General features: G+C 49.5%; 27 protein-coding genes. 3 read left to right on the top strand and 24 right to left on the bottom strand.

From position 1 onward, the window contains the following. The 6 genes from ACGHTT_RS00435 to ACGHTT_RS00410 form a co-directional block, all read right to left on the bottom strand. Entirely contained in the window at window positions 1-537 is a 537-nt protein-coding gene (locus tag ACGHTT_RS00435) for a DUF2058 domain-containing protein (protein WP_390592830.1), read from the bottom strand. Window positions 538-563: 26 nt separating this feature from the next. Continuing rightward, on the bottom strand, window positions 564-950 hold the full coding sequence (locus ACGHTT_RS00430; RefSeq protein WP_390592829.1) for an MAPEG family protein: 387 nt from the start codon (window positions 948-950) through the stop codon (window positions 564-566). 107 nt (window positions 951-1057) lie between these two features. Further along, on the bottom strand, window positions 1058-1753 hold the full coding sequence (locus ACGHTT_RS00425; protein WP_390592828.1) for a helix-turn-helix transcriptional regulator: 696 nt from the start codon (window positions 1751-1753) through the stop codon (window positions 1058-1060). A 19-nt stretch (window positions 1754-1772) separates the two neighbouring features. Next, entirely contained in the window at window positions 1773-2087 is a 315-nt protein-coding gene (locus tag ACGHTT_RS00420) for an antibiotic biosynthesis monooxygenase family protein (protein WP_390592827.1), read from the bottom strand. Between the two features lie 99 nt (window positions 2088-2186). Beyond that, window positions 2187-2921 (bottom strand): hypothetical protein, encoded by a 735-nt coding sequence (locus tag ACGHTT_RS00415; protein ID WP_390592826.1) that lies wholly within the window; start codon window positions 2919-2921, stop codon window positions 2187-2189. Window positions 2922-3005: 84 nt separating this feature from the next. Next, a complete protein-coding gene (locus ACGHTT_RS00410) occupies window positions 3006-4166 on the bottom strand; it encodes a methyltransferase (RefSeq protein ID WP_390592825.1) in 1161 nt (386 codons plus the stop codon). Window positions 4167-4203: 37 nt separating this feature from the next. Here ACGHTT_RS00410 and ACGHTT_RS00405 point away from each other — a divergent pair, with 37 nt between their 5' ends. Beyond that, window positions 4204-4863, top strand: coding sequence for an alpha/beta hydrolase (locus ACGHTT_RS00405; RefSeq protein WP_390592824.1), 660 nt, complete (start codon window positions 4204-4206; stop codon window positions 4861-4863). A gap of 46 nt (window positions 4864-4909) precedes the next feature. Here ACGHTT_RS00405 and ACGHTT_RS00400 read toward each other — a convergent pair whose 3' ends face one another. The 4 genes from ACGHTT_RS00400 to ACGHTT_RS00385 form a co-directional block, all read right to left on the bottom strand. After that, a complete protein-coding gene (locus tag ACGHTT_RS00400) occupies window positions 4910-6784 on the bottom strand; it encodes a propionyl-CoA synthetase (protein ID WP_390592823.1) in 1875 nt (624 codons plus the stop codon). Window positions 6785-6855: 71 nt separating this feature from the next. Further along, window positions 6856-7341: an MOSC domain-containing protein gene (locus tag ACGHTT_RS00395; protein WP_390592822.1), complete on the bottom strand. Its 486-nt coding sequence runs from the start codon at window positions 7339-7341 to the stop codon at window positions 6856-6858. Then, complete coding sequence (locus tag ACGHTT_RS00390; protein WP_390592821.1) at window positions 7334-8161, bottom strand: mechanosensitive ion channel family protein; 828 nt, start codon at window positions 8159-8161, stop codon at window positions 7334-7336. Before ACGHTT_RS00390 ends, ACGHTT_RS00395 begins: the two co-directional genes overlap by 8 nt. An 8-nt stretch (window positions 8162-8169) precedes the next feature. Beyond that, window positions 8170-9390: a hypothetical protein gene (locus tag ACGHTT_RS00385; RefSeq protein WP_390592820.1), complete on the bottom strand. Its 1221-nt coding sequence runs from the start codon at window positions 9388-9390 to the stop codon at window positions 8170-8172. Between the two features lie 147 nt (window positions 9391-9537). Here ACGHTT_RS00385 and ACGHTT_RS00380 point away from each other — a divergent pair, with 147 nt between their 5' ends. Continuing rightward, window positions 9538-10572, top strand: coding sequence for a metal-dependent hydrolase (locus ACGHTT_RS00380; protein ID WP_390592819.1), 1035 nt, complete (start codon window positions 9538-9540; stop codon window positions 10570-10572). Here ACGHTT_RS00380 and ACGHTT_RS00375 read toward each other — a convergent pair. The 4 genes from ACGHTT_RS00375 to ACGHTT_RS00360 all read right to left on the bottom strand — a co-directional run bounded on the left by ACGHTT_RS00375 (window position 10533) and on the right by ACGHTT_RS00360 (window position 14252). Next, window positions 10533-10886: a DUF6164 family protein gene (locus tag ACGHTT_RS00375; RefSeq protein ID WP_390592818.1), complete on the bottom strand. Its 354-nt coding sequence runs from the start codon at window positions 10884-10886 to the stop codon at window positions 10533-10535. The genes ACGHTT_RS00380 and ACGHTT_RS00375 overlap by 40 nt on opposite strands. Before the next feature lie 130 nt (window positions 10887-11016). Then, window positions 11017-11460, bottom strand: coding sequence for a GNAT family N-acetyltransferase (locus tag ACGHTT_RS00370; RefSeq protein ID WP_390592817.1), 444 nt, complete (start codon window positions 11458-11460; stop codon window positions 11017-11019). Continuing rightward, a complete protein-coding gene (locus ACGHTT_RS00365; protein WP_390592816.1) occupies window positions 11450-12049 on the bottom strand; it encodes a tRNA-uridine aminocarboxypropyltransferase in 600 nt (199 codons plus the stop codon). Before ACGHTT_RS00365 ends, ACGHTT_RS00370 begins: the two co-directional genes overlap by 11 nt. 73 nt (window positions 12050-12122) lie before the next feature. Beyond that, a complete protein-coding gene (locus ACGHTT_RS00360) occupies window positions 12123-14252 on the bottom strand; it encodes a molybdopterin-dependent oxidoreductase (RefSeq protein WP_390592815.1) in 2130 nt (709 codons plus the stop codon). Window positions 14253-14503: 251 nt separating this feature from the next. Between ACGHTT_RS00360 and ACGHTT_RS00355 the strand changes: the two genes are divergently transcribed. Beyond that, window positions 14504-15181, top strand: coding sequence for a copper resistance protein B (locus tag ACGHTT_RS00355; protein WP_390592814.1), 678 nt, complete (start codon window positions 14504-14506; stop codon window positions 15179-15181). Between the two features lie 16 nt (window positions 15182-15197). Here the strand turns inward: ACGHTT_RS00355 and ACGHTT_RS00350 are convergent, their stop codons facing one another. The 10 genes from ACGHTT_RS00350 to ACGHTT_RS00305 all read right to left on the bottom strand — a co-directional run bounded on the left by ACGHTT_RS00350 (window position 15198) and on the right by ACGHTT_RS00305 (window position 26569). Further along, window positions 15198-16154, bottom strand: a complete 957-nt coding sequence (locus ACGHTT_RS00350) for a D-Ala-D-Ala carboxypeptidase family metallohydrolase (protein WP_390592813.1) — start codon at window positions 16152-16154, stop codon at window positions 15198-15200. Further along, window positions 16151-17818: a murein L,D-transpeptidase gene (locus ACGHTT_RS00345; protein WP_390592812.1), complete on the bottom strand. Its 1668-nt coding sequence runs from the start codon at window positions 17816-17818 to the stop codon at window positions 16151-16153. Before ACGHTT_RS00345 ends, ACGHTT_RS00350 begins: the two co-directional genes overlap by 4 nt. A gap of 157 nt (window positions 17819-17975) precedes the next feature. Next, window positions 17976-18932: an AgmX/PglI C-terminal domain-containing protein gene (locus ACGHTT_RS00340; RefSeq protein ID WP_390592811.1), complete on the bottom strand. Its 957-nt coding sequence runs from the start codon at window positions 18930-18932 to the stop codon at window positions 17976-17978. Between the two features lie 10 nt (window positions 18933-18942). Further along, the gene (locus ACGHTT_RS00335; protein WP_390592810.1) at window positions 18943-19458 is read right to left on the bottom strand and encodes an ExbD/TolR family protein; all 516 of its coding nucleotides are present in this window, start codon (window positions 19456-19458) and stop codon (window positions 18943-18945) included. Beyond that, window positions 19455-20009, bottom strand: coding sequence for an ExbD/TolR family protein (locus tag ACGHTT_RS00330; RefSeq protein WP_390592808.1), 555 nt, complete (start codon window positions 20007-20009; stop codon window positions 19455-19457). The genes ACGHTT_RS00335 and ACGHTT_RS00330 overlap by 4 nt, the downstream gene beginning before the upstream one ends. Window positions 20010-20106: 97 nt before the next feature. Next, the gene (locus ACGHTT_RS00325) at window positions 20107-20775 is read right to left on the bottom strand and encodes a MotA/TolQ/ExbB proton channel family protein (RefSeq protein WP_290260277.1); all 669 of its coding nucleotides are present in this window, start codon (window positions 20773-20775) and stop codon (window positions 20107-20109) included. Window positions 20776-20798: 23 nt separating this feature from the next. After that, window positions 20799-21083, bottom strand: coding sequence for a hypothetical protein (locus ACGHTT_RS00320; RefSeq protein ID WP_390592807.1), 285 nt, complete (start codon window positions 21081-21083; stop codon window positions 20799-20801). Next, complete coding sequence (locus ACGHTT_RS00315) at window positions 21080-21796, bottom strand: tetratricopeptide repeat protein (protein WP_390592806.1); 717 nt, start codon at window positions 21794-21796, stop codon at window positions 21080-21082. The genes ACGHTT_RS00320 and ACGHTT_RS00315 overlap by 4 nt, the downstream gene beginning before the upstream one ends. Next, window positions 21783-24692 (bottom strand): tetratricopeptide repeat protein, encoded by a 2910-nt coding sequence (locus ACGHTT_RS00310; RefSeq protein WP_390595096.1) that lies wholly within the window; start codon window positions 24690-24692, stop codon window positions 21783-21785. The genes ACGHTT_RS00315 and ACGHTT_RS00310 overlap by 14 nt, the downstream gene beginning before the upstream one ends. Continuing rightward, window positions 24692-26569, bottom strand: coding sequence for a tetratricopeptide repeat protein (locus ACGHTT_RS00305; protein WP_390592805.1), 1878 nt, complete (start codon window positions 26567-26569; stop codon window positions 24692-24694). Before ACGHTT_RS00305 ends, ACGHTT_RS00310 begins: the two co-directional genes overlap by 1 nt. Window position 26570 lies beyond the last annotated feature (1 nt).

The following is a 26570-nucleotide window of genomic DNA, read 5'->3' as shown; positions in this document are numbered from 1 at the left end:
TTACCACATCAAGTCATCCGGTATTTGATAGTCAGCATAGGGATCATCTTCCAAATCCGGCTGGGTTTGTACTGGCGCTTGAATAATCATTGCCGGGTTGCGCTCGGTTATCTTTTCGGCAATGACCCTCGGCACCAATTCAAACTTATCATCCAAACCAGCGATGACCAAACGACCCGCGATAAGATGCGCCTGCACGTCAGCCGATACATAGATTTTCTTTATCTTTTTATCAAACGTGAAGTTATAGGCTATGTCACCGCCACCCTTGGGTTGTTTATTGGTGGCAATAAGTTGTTTGATCTGCGCAGCAATAGCTTTTTGTTCAGCTAAGGCATTCCGCTCTGCATTTAATTCGCGATCTTTGGCAACTTTTTCAGCGCGCGCTTGCTCTACCGCTAATTTAGTTTCATCTAGCTGTGGCTGAGATGATTTCTTTGCCACTTTATTTTGCTTGCGTTTATCCTTGCCAATTTGTTTAGCTTTTTTACCGTCTATAAGGCCTGCTTTTAGCAGTTGATCTTGTAGCGAAGTCATAATCGTTCCAATAGGTATAAGCGCTGCTATAGCGCTAGAGCCATCAGCCAAAAACTGCACACCAAGCCAACAGCCCAAATAGTTGAGCGCAGCTTGTCCCAGTTTAACCAATACAGGCACATGTAAAGAATGCGTGCAACAACGAAAGCAACACAGAGGTAATTTACGGTTGCTTGCGGTGCTTCTGCCCAAAGCGCCACCAAAACGCCGGCCGCAAACAAAGGAAATGCCTCAATTGCATTTTGATGCGCTCCCATAGCGCGAGCGCCGAAACCCGTTAATCGGCTCTGCTGCGCGCGCGGGTGACTATTATCATAATTTCCGTCTAATTTGGCCATAGCAATTGCCACGGGTATTTTACTGATGTAGATGAGCGCGGCGGCAGCAATGAGGCAGGCAATAGCAATAGACATAATGCACTCCAGAAAAGGTTGAAACATAAGAGTAACAGTTTTACCGGCGTTTTATTCGCATCGTGTCAACCTAAGCAATACCTTGTCTGCACCGCTAGTTAGCGTGGCTAGCCGATATGATCCATGTGCATTTCGCTACTTAGGTAATGCTGCAAGCTTAAGTGCGGTCCAGTAGTAAAGGTTTGCTCTAGCAAAGTCGCGCGTTGAATCCGATCCATACGAAAATTACGGTAGGCTTGGCGTAGCTCACACCAGGCTAACAACATCCAACTCTGGCGCCAACCGATAATCGCTAGGGGGTAAACGCAGCGCTCAGTATTGGCCGATTCGAGGCTATGGTATTGGATACTCACGGTGCGCTTTTGCTCACAGCCATTGCGCAAGATAAGGTGAATATCTCTAAACCTATCGTCTTGGCCAACGATAGGAATACAGTACGGCTGTTGTTCGGCGCGCTGTAACAGCTTGTCCGGCAATATCGATCGGATTTTCGATTCGGCCGCCTCGGCTGCGTGCGCTAATTCGCGATCGGTAAATGCCCGCACCATGCGCGCACCCACTAAAAGCGCCAGCATTTCATCCGACGTCAACATCAAGGGTGGCAAATCATAGCCGGCCTTTAGGCGATAGCCCACGCCGGCTTCACCGTCGATAGGTACGCCCGAAAGTTGTAGCGCCTGAATGTCCCGATACAGGGTGCGGGTCGATATCTCGAGTGCTAGCGCCAATTGTTCGGCGGTGATCACTGTGCGCCTGCCTCGCAGCAAGGTAACGATTTGGAACAGGCGCTCAGCTTTTCTCATATCACGACAGGCTCTAGGTCTAGTTACATTCCGCCATTTGGGATTGCACGACACAGCTGTGGTTCATTTCTACGCTCGATGTCTCAATCATTGTCATAAAGTCTGATTGGCCATGCTCACGCATAAACGCCTCACTTGCCTTTTTGGCATCGTCCATTGAGTTCCAATAGACCACATCGCGCCATACGCCTTGCTCATCTTGCGATAAGCTCCGATAAAGAAAGCCCGGCTGCGCCATAACCCAACTGCCTATCGGCTCGGCCGCGCGAATAAAGTCCGTTGATTGAACCCCTTTTTTGGTTTGAAACTGCACTATCTCAATAACATTACTCATAATCTTGTCCTTGTGTCATCGCGCATCCCGCGAATTGAATAGTTGAACAAGTGCGCACTTGTAAGGCTATCTTACTACTGCCCTACTGACAGCGTTGTGTCAGTAGCCTTGGGCTTCAAGCGCCTTTTGTTTGCGCAATAATTGAAAACCCCAAACCAGGGCGAGCATCATAATGACACCACCGATAAAAAAACTCGCACGGGCAATAGCATGGGCGGAGTCGACCATATTCAACCAGGTCAGTAAGTTGCCCCAGTCGTGCGATTCTTCGCCGCCACCGCCCACTAAGGGTAAGAGCCGATATTCAGCGTCGGCAATGTAGGGCGCTAGATCGACAAAACTTTGTCCGCACCACCACAGTGTGACGCTCGCGGCAAAGTTATCGTTATGAAAAAAACTGAAGCCAATACATAACCCCAAGGGCAACAGAATTTGAAACAAGCTACCACCTAGGATGGCCATAAATCGCCCGAACGGCATAAATAACACGTGACCAAATTCATGAAAAGGTAAGTTGATATTGTGCATAAACGAGCCGCCAATCACCTGCCAATCAATTCCATTCATCAAAAACCACGCCGCCCAACAACTCAAGCCCAACCAAATGACTCCACGCCCCCACAAGCTGCCACTATCCACACGATTCGGTAACTGCATAAAGTGTTCGCGCAAACTCATACGCTGGTCATCTAGCGCGTATCCGTCACGCGCCTCAGCCACCGTTGGCGGTGGCCGCCACTTGTTGGTTGCGATTCCACAGGCAGGACAAATATCTGGATGCACCGACGCATCTTTGGCTTGGCGTAGATACTGACATTTAGGGCAGGGATTCATAACATCAAACTCCTCTCGTCTTACCTGTCTTCACAACCTGCAGCACTCCCTGCGTGGTTTTGGCGCGAGTAACATGATTATCGGTTAACGTTTTATCGCTTTCAAAACAACAAACTTCTGATTACTGGCGACCACCATACAATTGCCAAAAAGGTGTTTAATATGCTCTTTGTAGCCTAAATGACGGTTGCCAACTAGCCAAAACTCACCACCTTGCTGGAGTGCTAACTTGGCATCGCGAAACATTTGCAAGGCGACAAAATCCCCCACCACATTATGCTGGTGGAAGGGTGGATTGCACACAATCAACTGATAGCTGCCTGGCGTTGCGCTAGACATGCCATCATCCACCCGAAAACTCGCTGCTCTATCGGGCCAGGCGCGAGTAAAGTTTTCCTCGGCACAAGCGACGGCCATATAAGACTCGTCGTAGAAATCGATAGTCGCCTCTGGGTATTTTCCCGCGGCTACTAAGCCCAAGACACCATTACCGCAACCGATATCGGCAATTTTTTCAGCGTCTACTTTTTTGGGGAAATGTTGTAAAAAAAATCGCGTGCCAATATCCAATGACTCGCGCGAGAATACGTTTGGGTAAATGATTATCTGGTAATTGGTGTTTTCTAGCAGGTATTGCGTCTTGAGCGCTGTTGCCGCTTGCCACTGAGTCGGGTCGGGCTGACAAAAAATGAGCCGCGCTTTTTTCTTTGCCAGTGAGGTTTTGGTCGCGCCTAATATACTTTCAAAAAGTGTAAACACGCCGGCAGCCATATGTTTGACCATACCAGCCGCCATGATCTTGGTATTTGGCGTTATATGATCGCGATAGCGGTAAAGTTGATCTTCTAATAGACTCAAATTTTTCGGCAACTTGATTAATAATAGGTCAATTGGACCCTGTGCTTGATCGAGACTGTTCAACCAAGTAACACGGGTCAGATCGCCACCATTGGCCGTTACATTCTTCTGGGCCGCCTGTGTTGATAGGAAGGAATCAGTCGCGCACTGCACTGAACCGGAAGCACCTTGCGCCATCACTAATGCGGTAGCGAGTGCACCGCATTGATCATTGAGGATCAACACTTTCGCACTCTCTGGCACACCAACTTCTGCCAAGTGCTCGAGCAACAACTCGTCTGCTGCATCCCAAGCGCGTAAATTTTGCTCGTTGGGCGTATTCGTGCGCGACCAGCGCGAGAGCGTAAAAACGCCAAAGCCGGTGGAAAAGCCGTTATCATTAACCATGTTGATCATCTTTTTAAAGAAACTCAGGACAGTATAAATGAATTACCTGCCTCACATTACGGTAGAAACTGGCGAAAAACCCGACGCAGCCGTGATTTGGTTACATGGCCTGGGTGCCAGCGGCCACGACTTTGAATCGCTAGTGCCGCATTTGCAGCTACCTGACAGCCTCGCTATCCGGTTTATTTTCCCCCACGCGCCAGCAATTCCCGTCACTATTAATGGCGGTTACGTGATGCCAGCATGGTATGACATTTTAGAAATGGATTTCGAACGCAAGATTGATGAGGCTCAGATTCAACAGTCGAGCGACGCTATCAGCGCACTCATAGAGCGAGAAATCAACCGTGGCATCCCTAGTCGACGTATTGTTCTCGCAGGCTTTTCTCAAGGTGGTGCGGTGGCTTATCACTGCGGCCTGAGCTTTCAGCAACCGCTTGCCGGCTTATTGGCATTGTCCACATATTTTGCCACCTGGCGCAGCGTACAGGTACACCCCGCAAATGCGCAGCTTCCCATTCATCTGTTTCATGGTAGCCAAGATAATGTGGTACCCGAGGCCATGGGTATAGAAGCAAGGCGGGTATTAAAAGAGAAAGGCTTAGCACCTAGCTATCAGCAATACCCCATGGGCCACGAAGTCTGCCTAGAAGAGGTGCAAGATCTATCGAAGGCATTGCAACGATTACTGACTTAATGCAGCAAGGCCCGTTAGATTTCAGAGCTATTACAGCAGCTAGAAGCTAGCGTTGAAATGCCTGTGTAATAATTCCTATGCTGGTAGGATCATCAATTGTCGACGGCAGCAAATAGTTTTCACCGTCGGCAATTTGCCGAATTAATTTCCGCAATATTTTTCCACTGCGCGTTTTTGGCAATTGCTGAACAATTTTAACGGTTTTTAAGCAGGCCACTGCGCCAATTTTTTCCCTTACCTTAGCCACCAATTCCAGTTCAATTTTACCGTGGCTCATTGTCTGGCCATCTTTTAGTATCACCAACGCCACGGGTTGCTGACCTTTTAATTCACATTGAATGCCCACCACAGCGCATTCGGCGACAGCAGAGTGAGCGGCAATAACCTCTTCCATTTCGCCGGTGGAGAGACGATGCCCCGCTACATTAATGACATCATCGGTGCGGCCCATGATGAATACATAGCCTTCTTCATCTTTATAACCACCATCGCCCGATACATAGTAGCCAGGAAATACGGAGAGATAGGATTGTTTAAAACGCTCAACATCACCCCAGATTGTTGTCAGACAGCCGGGCGGCAAGGGAAGTTTTATCGCCACACTGCCCTGTTCATTCGATGCGACTTGATCACCATTTTGATCGAGAATGTGCACATCAAAACCAGGTACAGGTAATGTTGCTGAACCCGCTTTCACCGGCTTGCTCTCAATGCCCATCAGGTTAGCGCATATTGCCCAACCCGTTTCCGTCTGCCACCAATGATCGATAACCGGTAGCCCCAGTAGATTTTTGATCCAATGGTAGGTAGGCGGATCTAAACGCTCGCCTGCCATAAACACCGTTCTTAAGCTCGATAAATTGTACGGGTTCAATAGTGCCGATTCTGGATCGGATTTTTTGATGGCGCGAAAGGCGGTTGGTGCCGCGAAGATGGCATTAACTTGATACTCCTCTATCACCCGCCAAAATGCACCCGCATCCGGTGTGCGCACAGGCTTGCCTTCATAGAGAATACTCGTCACCCCAGCGATCAAGGGCGCGTAAACAATATAAGAATGGCCCACCACCCAGCCAACATCGGAAGCCGCCCAAAATACATCGCCGCGCTGCATGTTGTACACGGCACGCATACTGTAATGCATGGCAACGGCATGACCGCCGTTATCGCGCACGACACCTTTCGGCTTGCCCGTGGTGCCGGAGGTGTAAAGAATATAGAGCGGATCAGTCGCTTTTACGGCAACACAATCTGCCGGTATTGCGTCATCTAACGCAGCTTGCCAGTCAATATCTCGCTGCGCGACTAATTCTGCCGGAGCAATAGAGCGCTGGTAGACTAAACAGTGTTTAGGTTTATGACGGGCCACACGAATGGCTTCATCGAGCATGGGTTTGTAAGCAATAATTTTGTCGATCTCGATTCCGCAGCTCGCTGTTAAAATAACGCTAGGCTGCGCATCGTCAATGCGTATTGCCAACTCAGCAGCCGAAAAGCCACCAAAGACCACCGAGTGTATTGCGCCAATACGCGCGCATGCCAACATAGCAATTACCGCTTGCGGAATCATCGGCATGTAAATAATGACGCGATCACCTCGGCCCACACCCAACGCAACCAGAGCACCGGCGCAGCGCGCAACGTCGTCGCGCAGCTGGGTATAGCTGAAAGATTGCTTGGTACCGGTTACCGGAGAATCATAGTGCAGGGCTATTTGATCGCCATAACCTTGCTCGATGTGGACATCGACGGCCATATAGCAACTATTCATTTCCGCGTCGACAAACCATCGATCAATACCGTATTGGTCTTTGGCTAGAATCGTCTCCGGCGCTTGATACCAGGCCAAAGCGCGCGCTTTTTCGCGCCAAAATGCCTCGGGGCTAGCAAGGGATTTTTGATATTCCTGCAGATAACTCATACATCACCTCATCGATACAACCAGTATATGAGGCTCACATTGAGCAACAACCCAGACCTTAGTCGATGCGACTAAAGGCTATAAACAACGCTATCTTGAAGGCGAATAACACCACTTTTCTGAACCAGTGCGGTAATACCACCGTGCCCACGCATCGCATTATAACCGCCAGGGCCCAGCACCTCTTCCATGCGCGAACAAGGATGAGCTAGGCCGCTACCCTGAAAAACAGCGTCACCTATTTGAAAAGTTTTATCTTTTAATGCCAACAGGTTAATACCTTTTACGACGATGTTTCTCCGTAGGCGCGCTGGGTCTAGCTGACTAAAACCAACCAGAGACGCAATCGCGGGTAAATGCTCAGCCTGAATCAGCGTCACTTGGCGCTTGCCGTTAACACTTTTATAGCGATCCCCGATCAATCCTTTTCCCGCCTCCGCCATCACACTGTCGACGATGATCATCGCCGCGCGTCGCTCGGGTCGAACGGCCAGCCATTGCACGCGCCCCCGCTGTGGCAAGGTTTGTAATAATTGCTGGAGATCTTTTTCAGGCACGGTTTAATTCTACAAATTGAACCGGCATTAAACCTGCTGTCTTGTAGGCGTCTAGCACTCGAATAGTAATATCCGTGGCAAATTTTTTCTCTAAGCGAACATCTAACACATACGCCTTCACTGTAACGTTAACGACTGGGTTACCCCATTCAAGCGCCGACTCGAGATTAATGGTGATGGGCTTTTTTAGAAAGGTAAACGGCGAGCACAAGGTTGCTTCGCGCGCCAAGCGCATTGCCAACATGTGATCAGCTTGAACCGGTAACATAAAACTGACCGAGATTTGCTCGTCTAAGGCGCCGCTATTTGAGTTTGAGACCGCACCTTTAAGCGCTTCGGCATTGGGTACCATGATGGTGTTGTCATCAAAGGTGCGGAGCCAAGTAACGCTCCACTCTAATTTTACCACTTCACCGTAGTGACCCGCTAAGGTAACCATATCTCCTACGCGGTAAGGTGGATTAATCATAATGATTAAGCCGGCTACCATATTCTTGATCGGGTCTTGCGCCGCCAAACCAACCGCCAAACCCGCCGAGCCCATTACCGCAAATAACACGCTTTCGTGAGGCGCAATAATGCCGACAATGGCGTACACAACCGTGCTTCCCCACAGCACCACCCGAGTAATTGGATAAATACGGTTCAGCAGCAATCGGTATCGTGGGAATTGCCCAGTCAATCGCAACAGCAGCATTTGAAACAAAGTTAAAAACAACCAAGCAATAAAAAACAGCAAGGCAATTGAGGCTACTTTTTCTAAAGAAAAAATTTCCAATATAACGTTGAGCGTATTTTGAGTTTCTTCTGTCTGTTCCACGACGGCCCCTAGTAGAGTCTATTGCTGAGTACGAGATGAGATACCATCGCCTGCGCAAGAATGGGCGATAGGTAATAGCTGTTACTCGTATAATGTTCACCTGTGGCTATTCGGTGCAAGATGCCAGCGCGGCACAGCCGCTCTAAGCGCAACAGGCTTTGCTCTGGACTAATTCTAAAAAGCGTTTCGTGATCGGCATGCTCCATAACGCCATGGACAAAGATTTCCGCTAAGCTAAATAGCTCCTCTTCACTGCACGTTTTAATAATGCCGGTATCCAAGTGAGAAAATTGGCTGAGCCCAAACGCCTCAACGTCCGGCTCTTTTTCCATAGCGAACAAGAGGAAAAAGAAAGCCATTTCGGGTAAACCATTGGAAATATCGTGTAACTGTTTAAATTTCGCTGGCATTGGATCTGCCTTATCCTCCTCCAGCGCTAAGCGTTCACTCCACTCATAACCCAAACCATAAAAACGTCGCTCAATGATGTCACTCATTTCACCGGCACTAAAATAGTCCAATTCAATAATACGGTTGAAAAACCGATCACTTTGATAGAGAAACGATAAACGACGCCAAGCTTGCTTGGCACAGCCAACTATCCAGCAATGACAGTGTTGGGTGGCGACTAAAATTGCACCTATCGTTTGCACAGCAGCCATGTTACCCATTTTACGCGATAGCAGCATGTGGCCATCATCAATGATGATCACTCTGGGTGGGCTATTTTTAATAGCCAAGACCATTTCAGAAACTGTTTCAGGTGCCGGCTCAAATTCAAAAATGCTGTTCATGAGGCGCAAGGCTTCCGCCGCCGAGCAAGGTCGCATTGCCAAGCTTAAACAGCTCAAGATTTCAGCGGGTTGTACTTTACTGCGCACCTGATTGAGTAAGCTGGTAATGCCTGCGCCATGGGGTGCGGTTATTGCCGTAAGGCTCGCTCTGCCATTGCGCCAGTCCTCGAGCGCATCCAAAAGCGCAGCCAGCTCTTCTTCGCGGCCAACAAAGCGCGGATCATTTGGTTCGAGCGGCTCCGTGTTGAAAGCAGCAACTAGGGCGCGAGGAAGCTGCTCGGATAAGTCCTCCCGCTTGCGCAAGATGGACTGGGGCGACAGTGCCGCGCCTGACTGCGCATCTTCATCACTGACATTGGACCGACGCTGGCTAACCAATAGAGAAGCGGTAAACTCTCGACTGGTTTTCCATGCTGACTTGAGGATATTAAGCAACCTACTCTCCTATTACCGACAACACATTCACCCTATTGCCGACGATTCGTTTACACTGACACTCAACATAAGATAGCAGATTGGCCCCTGCCGATTCTCATCTAGTCACTCAGCACTCGATAATTTCATAGTATTGGATTGTTTTCTATGGACCCAATCACCCAAGGTGTTTTAGGCGCCGCACTACCGCAAGCTGTCACACGGCAACAAAAGATTGTTGGCGCCACCGTGTTTGGCGCTTTGGCCGGCATGGCGCCAGATCTCGACGTGTTAATTCGCTCATCAACAGATCCCTTACTATTCTTAGAGTTTCACCGCCAATTCACTCATTCTTTGTTGTTTGTTCCCTTTGGCGGCCTGATCTGTGGAATGATACTTTACGCTGTTTTTGGCAATCGATTTCAACTCAGCCTAAAGTTCAGCATTCTATTTTCCACCTTAGGTTATGCCACGCATGCACTACTCGATGCATGCACCACCTTCGGTACGCAGCTATTTTGGCCGTTATCGAGTGCACGTGTTGCCTGGAATAATGTTTCGGTGATCGACCCGCTGTTCACGCTACCCTTGCTGCTACTGGTTATTATCGGCTACCTCACCCGACGCCCACGTTTCGCACAATTCGGTTTGGCCTGGGCTTTAGCTTATCTATTACTCGGCGTTGTGCAGCGCGATCGAGCCGAGGCTGCGGGCTGGGCTATGGCGCAACAGCGCAACCACACGCCTATTAATCTCGAAGCAAAACCGACCTTCGCCAACTTATGGCTATGGAAAGTTGTGTACGAAACGGAAGATGATTTTTATGTGGACGCCGTGCGTGTACTGCACACTACCCAATACATAGCCGGCGAGAAAGCAAAAAAATTAGATATTGACGATGACTTTCCCTGGTTGGAAAAAAATTCGCAGCAGGCCAAAGACATCGAACGCTTTCATTGGTTTTCCAATGGTTATCTCGCCGTTGACAGCAGCAATAGGAACCGTATTATCGATGCGCGTTACTCGTTGGTCCCCAACCAAATCAAGCCGTTGTGGGGAATTACCTTAGACCCACAGGCAGATGCAAGCCAGCATGTTATCTATTTTACCGAGCGCGATACGGGACCGTCACAGCGGGCAAAATTTTTCGGCTTATTGTTTGGTCAAGACCAAGCGCCAGTGAAAGGCATAATCGATAAGTAGAGAATGGCGGCTACCGCTATAATCGCTAATGTCACCTTAACCGGCTCTCGCTTTAGGCGTGACATGAGCGTTTCTTGCGGTTCACTTTCCCGTGCTGCCAGTGACTCTTGGCGCCATTTTTCCTGAAATTCTGTTAATAATGCGTTTGCGTTTTCTAGATCACTTTCCTGCGCCAACCAAAGTGCTGCTAAAGATACGCCCCAATTTCCCGCGCTGGTTTCATAATAGGCAATGCCGGCCTTATCTAACATGTGGCGAACCTCTTCCGCCTCATGCTCGGGTACATCGTGTAGCTTAAAAAATAATTTGCCCATCGCTATCAACGCCGTTCAATCAGTGTCCACATTGTCCGTTGCAAGCCGCTGTTTTGCAAACCATTCGCACACGCACAGATACACTTACTCTCAGGGTAAATGGGTGCTAACAATCGTTTCTAATGAATACTCAGTTTGGTAATTGGCGATAACACATAGCGACTAACTCGGGGGTCTTGCGCTGGTAAGCCTGCCAGCGTCCTATTAGGGGATCAGGCATGTCACCTTTTTGCACGAGCACAAAGCCAACTTTGCTATACAAAGGCACCAACTGCGGTTCGCAGAACAAGTAGGTGTAGTTGCGGCTGAAATCGATCCGAGCTGACTGCAACAGAGCATGTGCGACACCGCGACAGCGCCAGTCTGGGTCAACCAACACACCGGTTACTAGGTGTTCGCCGGACGGCAGCGCGCGCAAGCGCAATCCCGCAATAGCTTGAGCGTCGATACTAGCCAGCCAAACAATTTCATCTGCCCGGGCTTTAAGGCGTTTATCAACGCGCTTGTAAAATTGATTTGCCAGCGGTAGGTCTAGGCCCTGCCGTCGCACGACATGCAATTGCTCAAGGTTCATAGCGCTTTTGAATGTCCTTGGGCATCATCGCCCGCTTTTGCTCCATCCATGAGTGTTGTGTGGCGTACAGCGCCGCCACATCAACATTGTCAACCAAGCTAAGCCCATAGGCTATAGCTTCAAGGCTCGATAAGCCGTGTTCGCGCGACGTCTTGCGCAGGTGATACTGACTTTCCGGTGCCCGGGTAAAATGATAGCAGGGCAATGCGTGTAGCCAGCTATTTACGCTCCAAATTTTGAAGGCTTTACGCCATGTCGCGTCGATGAAGATTAAGTGATTCACCTGATGCGTAGTGACAGTTTCCAGCGCTTGGCTTGTTTGCGTGGGAAAGATAACACAGGGTTTGACCTCAGGCGCCGCGCACTCTTGTTCAAGCGCGGAAAAATCCACCGCTGTTTCACCGACGAATACCTTCAAACTGGGCAGACATAGTTGCGCCAATCTTAAGGTGTTTTTTGGATGAAACTGCTCGTCTGGATGCTGTAAAACTGACATCGAGAGGTTGCTCGATATCGCACTGGCGAAAGTACAAATACAGCGCGACGCCGGCAGCTGACAAGCCTGACACATGTTTCGTTTACTGGGCATAACAAAGCCATCTCGGGGGCTAGGTCATTGACGCTCTCCGATAGGTTTTCAGAGAGCGTCAATCAGCCATTCGCTAATCGGAAAGCGCAACCATGCAGAGCTCAGAGCTTTTTGACTTGGGCGTTAGTTTGACAAGGCAAACCTCAACGTTAACGCCATTCACGGCGGCGTTACCGGAGATGGTATCAATATACTGATCATCCGTTAAATCGTTAGCGCTTACGCCAGCGTGTTGTTCGGCAATGTGGAGCTTGGTGGCCAGCCTATTATGACCAAAGCCATGGGGTAAGCTCACCACACCTGGCAATAGGTCTTCACAGGCTTGCACAGTGGCGACAACGCTGCCTACGCGGCTCTTAATCAGCACCTTGGCCTCTGCGGTAATATGGCGGGCCTGCATATCGCTGGGGTGCATCATCAACTGGTCGCGACGCTTGCCCTTTACCAGGCGATGATAGTTGTGCATCCAAGAATTGTTTGAGCGCGTATGCCTACGGCCAATTAACTTTAGTGCCTTTGGCTCTGTATGCTCGCAGTTTAAATTCCGAACTGCTTGAATAAATTGTTCGGGCGCCAAGCGAACCGGATTTTCCTCGCTGTATAACGCCGCCATGCGCGAGATGTGTGGCCCCAAGTCGACACCACTGGGGTGTTGCTCCAGCGTGGCTAAGTCAAGTTTATGGGCACCTTGCTGCAGCATCATATCCAGTACTTGCTCTGGGCTGACGCTCTGTTTCGCAGGCATTTCCTTGCACGCGCGGATGGCGTCTCCGAGCTCTACAAAAATTTGCCAATCGTGTTTACTGTTTTCCGGTTTAGGAAAAATCGGCGCTGAAAAACGACTGGTGTTATACACCCCTAGCGCATGAAAAATATAATCGTAATGCCCGCGTTCCAAGGGCGACACCGGCGGCAAGATTACATCGGCGTGACGAGTGGTCTCGTTGATATAAAAATCTACAGCAACCATAAAATCGAGCTGGCTCAAGGCGTCATCTAACTGCCGACCATTGGGCGTAGAGAGTACCGGATTACCGGCAATGGTGAGCAGCGCTTTAATCTGCCCTGCGCCAGGGGTCAGTATTTCCTCGGCCAATGTCGCACTGGGGTATTCGCCAGCAAATTCCGGTAACCCACGAACCCGCGAGCGATGACGATCGAAGCCCTGCGGATTAGACCCGGGCCCGGCGGGGTCGATGGCCGGGTTACTCAACATCAGGCCACCCACTTCATCCATGTGGCCGGTCAATAAATTTAACAACTGAATCGCCCACTGGCACAAGGTACCGTGCTCTTGGGTCGATACGCCCATGCGCCCGTACACCGCAGCCTTGGGTTCAGCAACCAGCTCGGCGGTTATCTGCCGAATCGTTTCCGCACTGATGCCCGTATGTTGTTCGGCGACTTCGGGTGTAAAAGGCGCGACTGCCTCTACTACTTGGGCCATGCCATCCACAAGGCCTTCAAAGCGACCAAGCTTTTGCCAATTTTGGGCGAAGAGGTGTTGCAGCATGGCCAACAGTAAATAAACATCTTTACCCGGCGGCATGGCTAAGTGTAGATCGGCGACTTTTGCCGTCTCCGTGCGCCTTGGGTCTACCACCAACAACTTTCCCTGCCGGGCTTTTAAACGCTTCAGCCGATTAGGCATATCCGGTGCCGTCATGACACTACCATTCGACGCTAAAGGGTTGGCGCCTAACATGAGCAGCCATTGGCAGCGGTCGATATCAACCACGGGAATACGCAGCCAATGACCAAAGCTAAGCAGCGCAACCACATGGTGTGGCAACTGATCTACCGAGGTGGCTGAGAAGCGATTCTTGGTTTTTAACGCCCGCGTGGTATAGCCCGAATAAAGCCAGGTACCGTAGGAGTGAATGGAGGGATTACCGGCATAAATCGCAACAGCGTCATCGCCAAAGTTAGCTTGCGCTGCACACAATTGCTCGGCCGCCAGCTCGATTGCCTCGGGCCAGCTGATGGGCTGCCAGCCATTCGCGGTTTTGCGCATCGGCTCCGTAATACGGTCTGGGTCGGTATGAATATCTTGTAGAGCCACAGCCTTTGGGCAAATGTAGCCTTTGCTAAAGACATCGTCCTTGTCGCCTTTGATTGAAACAATTTGTTCGCCGTCAGTTTCTATCACTAACCCACAAATAGCTTCGCACAAATGGCATGAGCGATGATGCGTTTGTCTCATTCTTATTCGCCTAATCGTCAATCCATTGCCGCCTATACTAACCCTATATGCCAATGATTCCCATTGGCACCAATGACTCGGATGACAGTATTTCTGGACTTGCTAGGCAAATGTTTAAAACTTACCCGCTGGGGATAATTCAGGTTGAGTATTTGACCTCATCTAGGCACACTCCGCGAGTTTATAGCCAGCCCGTACTAGTCACGCTTTTTATAGGTGATTAATCAGTAAAATCGAGGTCAGCCAACGTAATGCGAATAATTTTTATTTCTTTTTTGTTGTTCAGCACAGTAGCCTTTGCCGATAGTGAAGAGGCCATACTGTCGGGTGAATTCGATTTAGTAGAATGGCGCAGCCAAGGGGTAGGGCTTTGGGATGGCGAAATATTTTTGGGTAACGCTGCCGATAACGCCTTGGTTTTTAAAACATCCGCTGCGCTTTTCGACGAAAGAGAAAACGCTCACGAAATTCAGCTGCTTGGCCAAACCGGCATAAATGACAGCTGGGTCTTTAGGGCTGGCGTGAGGGCTGATAGCTATCCGGAGCCCACCCGCAACTGGGGTGTAATCTCTTTTACCGGTGAAACGGAAAGCGGCACTGCACTGGAAGCCACGGCTTTTGCAAATGACGCCAATCAAAGTCTGTTGCTCGGCGCTGAGCATTTTTTCGAAATCACGCCACGATTGAAACTCATTCCTAAAGCGGAGCTGACGTTTTTCGGCAACGACGACATTGACACCTCTATTGGCGAAGGTCTTAGCACCTTAGAGGTCGGGCTGAGATTAAGGTACATCGTTAACCCAGTATTCAAACCCTATGTGGGCATCAATTGGATTAATAGCTACGGCCGCACCCGAGATATTTTAGACGCTGAACTTTCCCGCACGCAAAATTTTAACTGGCGTGCGGGTTTTACTTTGGCGTTCTAATTCAACAGCCGATCAATCACTCAATGCTCCAACGCGCCTTAGTGCCGCGCACATCAATATGAATAAAGGGCCCATGGTTCGAGGTTTTATCGTACTTGCCAACGCCGCCCGTTAGATCTTTGCGGCCTGTACGCGCCACCAAGCTATCCGCTATTTGATACAAATGGGTCGCATCGGCAACAGTTACTTTACCGTCGCCATTAACATCATCCATATAGTTATTTTTCGGACTTACATCGACAAAGATATCCGCCGCGCCACCATAGAGGTGCCTGCTCGCCGAGACATTACCAATTGATCGATTGTAATGCGGCGTTCGATAGCCACTCATTACAACTAATTCATCTGCTCTGATGCCTTTACTATTAATATCCTCTAAAAATAACTCTAGCTTTTGCAGTAATCTTGGCCGTAAGACGATGTACTTTGGGTAACCACTGGCCTGTTTACATAGAAACTGACCTAGCGTGAAATGGGGAGATATTTTCAAGCTTTCGATATCCTTGGTGACTTCTATGTAACCCACCGGTGCTTGGTATTCGGCGAGGCCTCGTAAAGGCTCCGGATAATTACCGATCTTGTAGCCATTCAAACTACCATTTTTAATTTCTGTGCTCGGCACTAAAACAAATAGCTGTAGCTGGATAGAGGCGTCGGAATTTTGCTTTTTGATCTGAAGTGAATAATGCCCTTTTTTTGAGGGAACCAAATATCGAATTAAACCAGCTTTTGAGTTAATGCTTTGCTGACTGGCGACAAGGCTATAAGCATCATCATCTTTTTCATCAAACGTTAAATTGATGGTCTGGCCAGGCAAGGTTGCATGGAAGCTAGTACTATAGGAAATCACGCGCTGATTGAGTGCCACCTGAAATGGCGCTCGATGAGCGTCAAAGTTAGCTTCCACAACTGCGGGGATCAACGCCACACAAAACGCTACATAACGAGCAAACAGGTGATATTTCAAACTCATAAATTAGTTTCCTCAGCCTCAGCTGATGATTGATTTGCGTCCTGCCCAACTTTCCCACTAACGGTTATCGCCAAACTTTTTTCTAAGGGCTGGATGAGCGCCTCATAAAGTGCCTCGTCGCGCTTATAGATATCATTTCTAAAATTTATAACCCCAGATCTATCGACCCAAGCTGTCCAGTACTCGATATGAACAGGTATTGGATTTTTCAGATAAACAGTTTTGCTCTCTCTGCTCTCGATAAGTTGATCTATTTTTTCCCGATTCCAGCCATCATCTTTTAGCAGAAGCTCGGCCAATGCTAAGGGATTGAATACGCGAATACAGCCAGAGCTAAAAGCGCGTTGATGGTTGGTAAATAACTCGCGCGCTGGCGTGTCGTGCAAATAAACATCAAAGCCATTGGGAAACATAAATTTCACTTGCCCTAACGCGTTTAACGGCCCTGGTGCTTGAACAAAGCGATAGTTAAAATTTCGCCTATTAACCAGAGACCAGTCAACGACTGCCGGATCAACTACGTCGGACGTACCACCTTGGTACACAGTAAAACCATAATCGTGTAGATAATTTGGATTCTTTCTTATTTCTGGTAACTTGTCTTCAACCGCGAGTTTAAAGGGCACAGTCCAGGTTGGGTTAAACACAAGGTAGCGAATTTTATCGCTGAACACGGGGGTTTTTCTAAAATCCCTACCAACGATCACCGGTTGCTGAAAAATTGTTTCGCCGTCGGCAATAACCCGTAAATCAAAGCCGGCAATATTGACCACTACAAAGGTATTGCCCAAATCACTATCTAACCAACGCCAGCGCTCAAGATTAACCACGAGCTGTTTTAATCGCTCGGCTGGGGAGATATTTAGCGCGGCAAAACTTTCACGTCCTATATCGCCATCTTCTTTTAAGCCATGTCGAAGTTGAAAATGCTTTACCGCGGCGATGATTTCTTGGTCGTAACTGCTCGAAGACCAAGCCGGGTCTAGGTCGCCCAACAACTTCAATCGCTCAGCAATTTCGACAATTCGCTCGTCCTTTGCGCCCGCTTTGATTGAGGGCGCGTTAGCCAATTGCGGCCAAGGCCTATCCGTTAACCGGGCATATTGTTCAACGACCGCTATTAAACGCCGATAGCGAATTTGTTGTGGTCGCGCCTCGTCGAGAAGACGTTTTATATCAGTCCCTGCGGCTATTTTTGGCAATATACCTTCTAGTTGCCGCGGCCTTGGGTTCGCTTTCCACTCTGGGGTAAATTGTGTGGCTTCTGTTTTTCCAGCCAAGAGATGGCTGGCCAGCGTCAGCAAGCCATCACTCAACGCTAACTCTAAATCTATGGGTGCAAATTGTGCGGGCGATTGGAATTGCTGGTAGTGGTAGTCCTCTGGCAATAGCCCTTCGGACACTACCGCGCCTAATATGCCGATGAATGCCAATGCCTGTTCATTGAGTTTGCCTTGATCCAGCCAGATAGGTTCAAACTCGTTGGCCTGGTAAAACTCCATTAGCACTTGGCTATTGCGGATGGGTTCTGCTTGTACATAAGGTGCGAAACCCAACTGCCATGCCTCTATGCGCTGTTGCAGCATCTCATCGGCAAGGCTAGATAAGGAGACAAAGGAAAACACAATTGCCAGTAACAGAGTAGGACGTAAAGAGCGGCGCATTGGGGTCCCTATGCGGGTGATCTGAGTATGCCACATTAGGGTAGCTCACGATTGCGGCAGTAAATAGGGCCAGCCGTTAGGAGTCAATGAGTGCAGCAAATATATTTTAACTTGAACAATAAAAAAGCCGCCAGCACTGACGCTGACGGCTTTTTTATTAATAGGGCAAGAAATCGAAAGAGTAATTTAACGACGTTTGAGTCACATTGTCCGCCGCAAAGCGAATTAACTTCAAACGCGAAAGAATCTTTCCTTCCAAATCGGGATCATTTAAATCACTGGACACAATAGACGCCGCCGATACGGAGCCATTGGGTTCAATAACCATTTTCACCACAACTTTACCCTGAAGGGTTGGATTTTGACGCAAAGCACGGTTGTAGATCGCAAAAATTGCCGCTTTGTTTTTATCCATCACGCGGCGGATTTCTTCTTCGCTACGCCCGGATACATCGCGGTTAGTTTTGCTTGCCTTAACCTCAGTGCCACCAGCAGCCAACTTCGAATCAACTTTTGTTGTTTCGCGCCCGCCCAAAGCAACACCGCCAGTTTCACGACTGACTGCCGCACTACTGATACCACCGGAGGTAGACTTAGCACCGCTGGTAATCATGGACCTGTCCATTTTCTCAGCTTCGGCAGCACCACGGGTAATGTTGGCGCTGGCAATATCGGAAGCATCCAAGGCTTCGCGCATATCCATTAAGTCGTCTTGGAACTGCAACAACCCAGACACAGCGGCTTTTTCTCGCGCCTTTGCCACATCGGGTTTAGGTGGCTCAACTTCCTTCGGTTTTTCCTTGGGCTTTTCAGGCTCTTTCGGTTTTTCCTTCGGCTTAGGCTCTTCCTTGGGCTTTTCCGGCTCCTTCGGCTTAGGCGGTGGTGGCGGAGGCAAGGCCTGCTTTTCCAATATGATTTTGGCTAAGGTCGGTGGCAGTGCCTCGGCTTTTTCCCGGTCGATTTCTGGCACACTGATCAATGGAACGATGATACTCAGCAACAACAAGACTACTAACAATATACGTAGAATCTTGATATATGCTTCGTTGTCGTGTTCCAGTGAACTCCATGGCAGAAGTAGACTTGGCGGAATTGCTATAAATGTTTTTTGCATAGTCCCCGCCTCAAGTTTCGCTAGCCGCTTTTTCATCGCCTTTAGACACGGCCAATGAAATATTGCGGTATTCGTTTTGAGCGCAGGTTGCCATCACTTTTTTGAGCAAGGTATAAGGTATAGCTTTATCACCCATAATGGTGACTGCGCGGCCTTTCACTTGCTCTTCCGGTGTTAGCGGACGAGCCTTTGCACTTAAATATTTTAGTTCCAACGCGAGGGCTTCTATATCGTTGCCTTTGGCGGCAATAACTTCATCAACTCTAGCAACTGCTCTGCCACCAACAATTAAATCGTTGGCATTAATACGCACAACTAATGTGGTATCAGGCATTTGCTCAGAACTAGAAGTCGGCAGCACGATAGACTTATCCGTTTGCAGCACTTCTACATCGGATGAGTTAACCAACAAAAAGAAAACTAAAATCGTGAAAATATCCATCAGGGAAACAAGGTTGAGTTTCGAACCTTGCTTCTGACGCTTGTGATGTGCAGCCATACGCTTAGCGCGGAGGGATTGTTTCATGGTGTAACTCCTCCGGTTTCAGCAACAGGCGTTGCATCGAAATTAATATTTACCGGTGCATCACCCAATGAGACATCGGGAAACAATGCGGCATCCACTTCATTGGCTGCAACAACGGCTTTAAAGGATCGAACTGTGTCCATGACAGATACGAGGGTCTGATAATCTGTATCTTTTTGCGACAACACAACGATGTCACGCTTTTCATTACCGATTTCTTCGAGGCGCTGTTTGACAGCCTGAAGTGTCACGGAAAGATTTTTATAGTCTTGACCTTCATCGGTAGCCGGAATGCTTCTTAAGCGACGACCCGCCGGTTGGTTTATCACAAACCCCTCAGGGTAGATAACCACTTCCAATGAATACTGATCTGGCGTATCTGGGCTAGACGCAGGGTCTGCCGCTAAATCAGGTAACTTTAAATCCAACACGGTAATATGAGCGAACACCATTGAGAGCAACAAAACGGGCACGAGCACGATCATGAGGTTCATGAACGACGTAATGTCGAGCTCGGCCTCTGGCTTGTGTTTGTGTTTGGATCTCAACATGCGTTAAACCTTTGTGAGAATAGTCAGTAACGTTTTTCAATGTGCTGCAGTTTTTAGGCAGCGCTAATGATTGGCGCTAACGCCAACGTTGCTGTTATTAACTTGGGTCTTGCGTGCGTGTTTTGGTAACCACAGCGCGCGCGCTTGCCATGATGTTTAAACACTTAACGCCTGCCATTTCCAAGCTATCGACAATTTCAGTTGTCTTGGTTTGCAACATCGCATGCAAAAGTAACAACGGAATTGCCGCAATCAAACCGAAAGCCGTGGTGTTCATCGCGACAGAAATACTTTGCGACAGGAGCGAGGCCTTTTCTGTTGGATCGGCGTTTGCAACAGCGGTAAATGCCGCGATCAAACCGATAATGGTACCAAGGAGGCCTAACAAGGTCGCAATGTTTGCCAAGGTTGCTAAATAAGGCGTGCGCTTTTCCAAGCGTGGCACGGCTTCCATTACACCTTCTTCCATCGCCAACTCGATGTCGTCGCGGCGCTGTGATTCAGCCATACGCGCAACACCAGAGGCAACCATGCGTGCAACCGGTGCATCTTCGGTGTTGCCCATAGACACAACTTTTTTGTACTCGCCTTTTGCCAAGAGCGGCAATATACGATCGAATGCACGTCTATTGCTGATTTTGGCATGTGTTAGAAAAACCCAGCGCTCAATGGCGATGGCAAGCCCGATCACGAGGACGAGGGAAATGGGGTACATAAATGTGCCGCCATCCTGAAAAAATCGAAGAATGGTGTTGATGAAATCCATAGAAGGTTCCTCAGTGCTGGGGTTTAGTTGTCAACAATAGTTGGACTTTTAGTATCAGGTAGTAACGTTTCTATCACATGAATTTCACGTTTTAGCTCATTCCGATCTACCAATAGAAATACATCTGAAAGCGCCGAGTTCATCGTGCCCTCTAATGCGCCACTTCTCTCCGCGTTTTGCCACGGAATTATATAGAGAACTTTTGGTTGCTCTTGGTTGCCTGTCACCGTTGTACCTAAGGTCACGTCTTGACCAACGCTAAGGGTACTCACGCCCATAAGACAGGCTAAAGTTACTATTTTTTTCATTCTGCACTCACCTCGTCGGCGGCTTCAACTGGCGCAGGTTCAGACGCTGGCGCGGCTGGTAAACGGCGCTCTAAATCAATAATCCACGCCGCCATCAAGCGGTCTGGCTCGGGCTGTAGGGCTTGGTAATTTTTATATTGTACGAGTGCCTCCGGCAGCTTACCCATGTAGAGGTCGTACAGGATGCCTAAATTTTTATAGCTATCGGCATGATCCGGCCACACGGCGAGTGCCTGTTTGTACAACGCCTCGGCTTCTTCAAAGGCGCCTGCTTCGCGTTTCAGTTGGGCCAGAGCGTTATAGGCGTATATATGCTGGCTATTTAGGCCAGTAGCGTTGCGATATTGCGCTTCTGCATCCTCGGGTCGATTCAGCTTTTGATAAACCCGCCCCAAGTTGTAGTAAAGACCTGCATAGCTAGGCGCCTGCGCAATCGCCTGCAATAGTAGCGCCTCTGCCGATGCCCACTGCTGCTTAGCCATCAGCGCATTGGCTTTTTCAAACATGGCGCGCACGGCGGGGTCATTGGGCTCGGCTAGTTGATCGTAGGGATTGGGGCTAGGTACGCGCGTGACAATGGCCGATGGGTCGACAACTGGCAGCTCTACTTCGCGCTCTTTTGCATCTTTTTTCTCTACTGGCGCGGTACTACAAGCCGCTACCAATAGGAAGGCAACGACACAGACTAAGCGAGTATAATTAGCGCAGCGCATTGCTGACCTCCACAACGGCTTCCGGCTTTCTGTATCTCGCCGGCAATAATTTTTCTAACTCACTAAAGCTTTGCTTTACCCAATTATCGTAAGTGCCAGACCAAGATCTCTGCGCATTGGTTTCGAAAATTTCGATAGCTTGTTCTTCGAACGGAAAGGCCTGTTCTTCTAATAGAATTTCATACTGCTCAAGCTCAAGCTCATCCAAGCCTTTGGGGCGCTGTGAATCCATAAGATCGCGGCTAAGTTGCGCATAGATAGCGCCAACGCGGTGGCTCGCTTGGGTGGTGTATTCAGACACGCCGTAAGCACTTAAATCTTGATATTTATTAAGCGTGTTCTGCAATGCTTTCTTTTTATTTGCCAACGACGTTTTCAACGGCAACTTAAGTGGAAGGCTAGCAAACTGTTGATAGGCTTCATCGGCAAAAACACTGGTCGCCATGGCCGCTAAAAAGATGGAGCGATCCGAGCGGTTTTCGCCGGCATCGCGATCGGTATCAATCATCTTGCGCAGCCAAAAATTGCGATTTTGGCTATTGCCTTCCTGCAAGTAAAGCTCGCTCAACTTGTATTGGGCCTCCAGGTTTTGACCGAAAGGCTCGGGATAATTATGTGCGTATTCCCGGTAGTAATTGATCGCCTCAGGCACTTTTTTATCGCGTTCGTAGTATTCGGCGGCAACAAACAGCGACTGCTGCTGTAGTACCGGATCGGCACTAAGCCTCGCCTGTTTTAACAATTCATCGGCGGCGAGCGACCAGCTTTCCTGCTTTTCATAGATCACGACCATTTTTGGTGTGATGCTGGCCGTGAGTTTGTGGTCTGGGTATTGTTTTCTAAAATCTAACAATAACTTCTGCGCCTCATCCCACTGTTCTAAATCCATGAGGTAACTGGCGGCGTCGTATTGTGCACTGATGGCAATATCGCTACCGGGCGCCAAGGCCTGCACCCGCACCAGCTGATCCACAGCCGCCATCACTGTACCCGCTGCCAGTAACTGCTCTGCCGAGCGGTATACGCTCGCGGCAATACGCGTGGTGATGTCTTTGCGCGCAGGATCATCTTTCGGCAAGTAGTTCAGTACTTCCTGATAAGCCGATTCAGCCTGAGCATATTGATGGGTATCGTAATAACTTTGCCCCAAAACCAGCCAAGCCGTTTTACGCAATTCCGCCGCCGGTTCAGGTTGCCATTGGGTCACGCGCTGAGCAGCGATAATGGCCTCCTCGGGTCGGCCCAGGGCGAGCAATTCATCCGCCGCTTGGGTAAGTACTGCAGCCGAGCGCGTATCGGTGGGGAAACTATCGGCAAAGCGTAGACTGGTAGCAATTTTTAGTTCAGCCCAAGCGGCGCGATCTTCTTCAGACAAGGTATCGGTTGCCAACACTTCGGTGGCGGCAAGAATTGCACTGTAACCGGCTTCGGCACCGCGCTTGGCGTCTTTATAACGGTAGGCAACACTTTCAAACGCTGCGAATGCGGCTTCCATTTTGCCGGACTCGTACAGCGCTTCACCCATTAAAAACGCCATTTCTGGGGTTTTCGGATCTTCTGGAAAGGTGCTAATAAATTCTGAATACCATAGGGCTGCTTGCGCGTAGTGACCAACGCGTTTTTGTATTTGCGCGGCAATGAGCTTTTCTCGGTCTTCCGCTTTAACCGATTTATCCGTGCGTAATTTTTCTAAGTCTGCCTTTGCCTGCTGCGCGCTACTGTGCTCGTAACTGGCCAACTCATCTAAAAAGGTGTACAGGTGTTTGCGAATCGGCTCTCGATCTACTTCTGATAGCCCACTCCAGTAGGCGCTGGTATAACCATAGTTGCGCACGAAATCTTGTTTTGCCGGCAGAATCAGCGATGGGAAATTACCTTGCCCGTACACGTCAATTTGCAGCACGGAAAAGGTTGGCGAGTAGGCATCGATGGGATTATTCGCCACGTAATGACCGTAGGTATCGGCGCTATCGCGGTAGCGTTCTTTTTCTAAATACAAGCGACCTAGGTGCTCATACAGCAAGTGATGATAATGCCGCTTGCCCGTGTCCGCATAGGTCTGCTCGATGGTATCTGGGCCGTCGAGGTAGGAGAAAGTCACCGCCATAATGCGCAGCGAGTCATTTAACAAATTAAAATTACTGGGCGCTAAGCTGGACGCCTCTGTGCCCTCAGGCAATAGAATATCCAGTACTTGGGTGAAAGAATCTAAGCTTTGAGGATACCAACCGCGCTTAAACATGGCCCAACCATGCATATAAGTTGCGTTGATGAAATACGGTGTTTCTGGGCCGTGATCCATCACCAACTGATAACCATCGGCGGCGGCAACGTAATTGCCCGCACTGAAGGCTGCTTCCGCCTGTCGAAACTTGGCTTCTGCGACAAACTCCGCATCGGGATGCTGGGTGGTTAAGGTTTCTAAGGCCTGCGTGGATTCATCCATCGCACCGGTGAGGGCGTAGGCTCTAGCAAGCTGGTAAACCGCCTCTTGTTGCCGCGCCGGATTGTAGTGCTCATCCATGGGGTAACTGAGCAGCGCTTTGTACTGCGTGACAACTTCGGCAAAATACGGCGCCGGGTCTTCGACACCGTCGAGCAGTTTTTGCTCGGCGCGAATCATCGCCAGCTCGGCTAAGCGCTCGTGAATATCGCGACGAATCTCTTCGTCTTCTGCAACTTCTAGTGCTGCGTGGTAATGCCGCTGCACGGTTTCTAATTCCGTATCAGCCACAATAGGCTGAACCTCAGGCATACGCGCGGGTAAGAGATTTTCCAACTTTGGACTGTCATCGACCAACTCGTCGTCAAACATGCTACAACTTGTTAGGCTCAATACACCCAGCATGGCGATGGCCAGCACCAGGGGTTTTGGTTTATTGCTGGCAATACCCATCACTGCTTTAACCGCTCATCGTACAGGCGAGCCACACTTAAGCGGGCGCGCGCCAGATAATTTTTAACGCGAATTTGCTGCTCATCGAGTGCTTTCAGCACTTGTGCTCGCAGCGCTTTTTCTTCCGCGGCCAACTGTTGCTCAATCGCCACTGTTTCCGCCGCTAAACGCTGATCGAGGGCGCTCATCCGCTGTTGATAAGGAAGAATTTCCGGTGCTTCATCAATGGCTTTTTGCAGCGACTTTTGTGTTTGCGTGAGCTTTTCTAACTCGGCATTCAATTCAGCTAGATTGCGTTTCTGCGTCCATAAATTTTCCGAAAATTTATCCTGCGCCTGCCAACTAATAATGCCTCGGTAAAACTTCAGTTGCCGTAGCTCTTCGCTCATATCTTCGCCACTGGCTGTCATACCGGCAACATTTTCAATGGCGGTATCGACAATCTCTAAATTATCGAGCATCTCTTCGTCGGTAATCAGCGCCAGATAATCGCGGTCTTTCTCGACCGCTGTGACCCAAGCACTTAATTTAGCGGCTTGTTCACGCAGCTCGGCTTCTTGCGTTAATAAGCCTGTCGATTTCATGTTAGCGAGCTTCTGCTCGCGCACTTGACCGCGCAGAACCAGTAAGTCTGTGTAAACGCCTTGCTTCTCAGCCCACTGCTTCAGCGTCGCTTGCAGAAACAGTAAATCGCGCACAGATTGCACTTTGGTTTGAAAATCATTGCGCGCGAAAATCTCTGTGAGATAGGCGATCTCGGGCTGAAGCGCGACATTTTCATCAAGGGTAAACCAGCTTTGATTTTGATTGCTGGCGGCCGAGCGAATGCTATTCAACAGGAATTGATCGGCTAACGCTTCCCGCAAGCCAGCAATTTTTTCCAGCTCGCGCATGAATATAAGCTCGGCGCTTTCATAGGCCGATAGAGCGGCCACATCCGCATCTAACTGTTCATAGGCATAGGGGATCGCCAACAGCGACTCCAACACCGGGCTCTGCTGTAATGAGCCCTCGCTTAAGGTTTGCCAAGGCGCTAAGGCTTTGTCGTAATTTTTCCGAGACACTTCTGCCCAGCCCAAACCTAAGAGTGCTCGGTCTGAATAGGGGCCGGTGAGACGAACTTTCTGAAACTGCGCCACCGCAGCGTCGTACTCGCCCTGCTGGATATGCACATAGCCACTGGCGGTATATGCCCTATCGCGCAGCGCGCGCTGTAATTTTTGCTCGATTGGATTCGCGTTGAGCTCGGTGCTGGTCACCTCAGCAAGGTATTTTTGCGCCGCCACCGCATCGCCTTCGCGGCCAAAAGATACCCCCATGTTGTAATTAATGAGCTCGGCCCAGTTACCCAGATTTTCTAAGCCATCCACCAACTGTCTTGCGCCTTTAAAATCGTTGGTGCGCAATAACACTTGCACACGCATAGAGGCCAGCTCGCGCTTCAAACGCTTATCAACTTCAGCGGATATTTGGCTAAAGCTCTGCTCGGCACCCAGCCAGTCACCTTGGTGGTATTGCAGCTTACCCAGGTAAAACCAAGCCGTGTCGCGCACTACTTGGGGCCGGCCTTGATCCAGTAATTTCGCAAAGGTTGTGCCCGCGCGCTCTTCCATGCCAAAAGCCAGACCGATACTGCCGGCAATTAACTCGGGATTATCTTTATGGCCTTGAATGCCTCCGCGCGCCTCAGCCACCATTAACTCACTCAACGCAGTGAAGTAATTGGCCTGATAGTACTCGTACAGGGTTACGCCATAGCGCAGATCAGCCACGCTAGTCGGTAGGGGTTCGTCGGCAGCAAAACTTGTCGCCGAGGCAACCGTAAGCGCAGCCAAGAGGGTGCGTTTCACGGCGGTAATACAGCTGGGCCGTGTCACT

It is taken from the genome of Simiduia litorea, from assembly GCF_042853465.1.
Taxonomy (GTDB): Bacteria; Pseudomonadota; Gammaproteobacteria; order Pseudomonadales; family Cellvibrionaceae; genus Simiduia; species Simiduia litorea.
Note: the sequence above shows the minus strand (reverse complement) of the source record. Positions and strands in the feature narration are given on the sequence as shown.

What these genes read in the sequence shown, in the direction of transcription:
- ACGHTT_RS00365 (WP_390592816.1), bottom strand. Translation starts at nt 12,049, where the DNA reads ATGCCCAGTAAACGAAACATGTGTCAGGCTTGTCAGCTGCCGGCGTCG.
- ACGHTT_RS00380 (WP_390592819.1), top strand. Translation starts at nt 9,538, where the DNA reads ATGGACCCAATCACCCAAGGTGTTTTAGGCGCCGCACTACCGCAAGCT.
- ACGHTT_RS00340 (WP_390592811.1), bottom strand. Translation starts at nt 18,932, where the DNA reads ATGCAAAAAACATTTATAGCAATTCCGCCAAGTCTACTTCTGCCATGG.
- ACGHTT_RS00375 (WP_390592818.1), bottom strand. Translation starts at nt 10,886, where the DNA reads ATGGGCAAATTATTTTTTAAGCTACACGATGTACCCGAGCATGAGGCG.
- ACGHTT_RS00405 (WP_390592824.1), top strand. Translation starts at nt 4,204, where the DNA reads ATGAATTACCTGCCTCACATTACGGTAGAAACTGGCGAAAAACCCGAC.
- ACGHTT_RS00360 (WP_390592815.1), bottom strand. Translation starts at nt 14,252, where the DNA reads ATGAGACAAACGCATCATCGCTCATGCCATTTGTGCGAAGCTATTTGT.
- ACGHTT_RS00435 (WP_390592830.1), bottom strand. Translation starts at nt 537, where the DNA reads ATGACTTCGCTACAAGATCAACTGCTAAAAGCAGGCCTTATAGACGGT.
- ACGHTT_RS00355 (WP_390592814.1), top strand. Translation starts at nt 14,504, where the DNA reads ATGCGAATAATTTTTATTTCTTTTTTGTTGTTCAGCACAGTAGCCTTT.
- ACGHTT_RS00400 (WP_390592823.1), bottom strand. Translation starts at nt 6,784, where the DNA reads ATGAGTTATCTGCAGGAATATCAAAAATCCCTTGCTAGCCCCGAGGCA.
- ACGHTT_RS00320 (WP_390592807.1), bottom strand. Translation starts at nt 21,083, where the DNA reads ATGAAAAAAATAGTAACTTTAGCCTGTCTTATGGGCGTGAGTACCCTT.
- ACGHTT_RS00345 (WP_390592812.1), bottom strand. Translation starts at nt 17,818, where the DNA reads ATGCGCCGCTCTTTACGTCCTACTCTGTTACTGGCAATTGTGTTTTCC.
- ACGHTT_RS00330 (WP_390592808.1), bottom strand. Translation starts at nt 20,009, where the DNA reads ATGTTGAGATCCAAACACAAACACAAGCCAGAGGCCGAGCTCGACATT.
- ACGHTT_RS00325 (WP_290260277.1), bottom strand. Translation starts at nt 20,775, where the DNA reads ATGGATTTCATCAACACCATTCTTCGATTTTTTCAGGATGGCGGCACA.
- ACGHTT_RS00425 (WP_390592828.1), bottom strand. Translation starts at nt 1,753, where the DNA reads ATGAGAAAAGCTGAGCGCCTGTTCCAAATCGTTACCTTGCTGCGAGGC.
- ACGHTT_RS00415 (WP_390592826.1), bottom strand. Translation starts at nt 2,921, where the DNA reads ATGAATCCCTGCCCTAAATGTCAGTATCTACGCCAAGCCAAAGATGCG.
- ACGHTT_RS00310 (WP_390595096.1), bottom strand. Translation starts at nt 24,692, where the DNA reads ATGGGTATTGCCAGCAATAAACCAAAACCCCTGGTGCTGGCCATCGCC.
- ACGHTT_RS00420 (WP_390592827.1), bottom strand. Translation starts at nt 2,087, where the DNA reads ATGAGTAATGTTATTGAGATAGTGCAGTTTCAAACCAAAAAAGGGGTT.
- ACGHTT_RS00335 (WP_390592810.1), bottom strand. Translation starts at nt 19,458, where the DNA reads ATGAAACAATCCCTCCGCGCTAAGCGTATGGCTGCACATCACAAGCGT.
- ACGHTT_RS00350 (WP_390592813.1), bottom strand. Translation starts at nt 16,154, where the DNA reads ATGAGTTTGAAATATCACCTGTTTGCTCGTTATGTAGCGTTTTGTGTG.
- ACGHTT_RS00430 (WP_390592829.1), bottom strand. Translation starts at nt 950, where the DNA reads ATGTCTATTGCTATTGCCTGCCTCATTGCTGCCGCCGCGCTCATCTAC.
- ACGHTT_RS00410 (WP_390592825.1), bottom strand. Translation starts at nt 4,166, where the DNA reads ATGGTTAATGATAACGGCTTTTCCACCGGCTTTGGCGTTTTTACGCTC.
- ACGHTT_RS00370 (WP_390592817.1), bottom strand. Translation starts at nt 11,460, where the DNA reads ATGAACCTTGAGCAATTGCATGTCGTGCGACGGCAGGGCCTAGACCTA.
- ACGHTT_RS00315 (WP_390592806.1), bottom strand. Translation starts at nt 21,796, where the DNA reads ATGCGCTGCGCTAATTATACTCGCTTAGTCTGTGTCGTTGCCTTCCTA.